This window comes from Terrisporobacter petrolearius, assembly GCF_020748185.1.
GTDB classification, from domain to species: domain Bacteria; phylum Bacillota; class Clostridia; order Peptostreptococcales; family Peptostreptococcaceae; genus Terrisporobacter; species Terrisporobacter petrolearius.
The window spans coordinates 1-490 of sequence record NZ_JAHZMO010000145.1 but is presented as its reverse complement, the minus strand read 5'-3'; the positions used below and the strand labels follow the sequence as shown (position 1 = coordinate 490).

Sequence of the window (490 nt, the reverse complement as noted above, 5' to 3'; positions counted from 1 at the left end):
TGAAGAAAATTTGACTGTTATAGATTTATTAAATAAATATAATTTAAAGAGTGATAGAGTTGTAGTTGAAGTGAATTTAGAGATAATTGAAGAATCTAACTACAATACATATGTATTAAAAGACGAGGATATTGTAGAGCTTATTAGCTTTATTGGAGGTGGTTAAAATAAAAATATTTGTAAATGAATCATTAACAGATGTTGAGGAAAATACAACTGCTTATAAAGTTAGAGATAGCTATAACAATAAATGTGATGTATTAGTGTTAAATGGATATCCAATTAAAACAGATATGCCCCTTTGTGAAAATGATAAATGAACACTTATACAAAAAGGCATTAAGCCATCACTTGATGAGTTGGAAAGTTTGCTGATTGCTAGACATACTCCAAATATACATAATAAGTTAAAAAAAGGGAAGGTTGCTATATTGGGATTGGGAGGACTTGGTTCCAATATAGCTATCTCTTTAGCTAGAATTGGAGTGGG

General features: G+C 29.2%; 2 protein-coding genes. Both read left to right on the top strand.

Going from position 1 to position 490, the window contains the following annotated elements:
* The first annotated feature begins 10 nt into the window (after positions 1-10).
* Positions 11-166, top strand: a complete 156-nt coding sequence (gene thiS, locus K0040_RS21415) for a sulfur carrier protein ThiS (RefSeq protein WP_228110445.1) — start codon at positions 11-13, stop codon at positions 164-166.
* The gene (locus K0040_RS22110; RefSeq protein WP_228110444.1) at positions 159-320 is read left to right on the top strand and encodes a ThiS-like ubiquitin domain-containing protein; all 162 of its coding nucleotides are present in this window, start codon (positions 159-161) and stop codon (positions 318-320) included. The genes thiS and K0040_RS22110 overlap by 8 nt, the downstream gene beginning before the upstream one ends.
* Positions 321-490 lie beyond the last annotated feature (170 nt).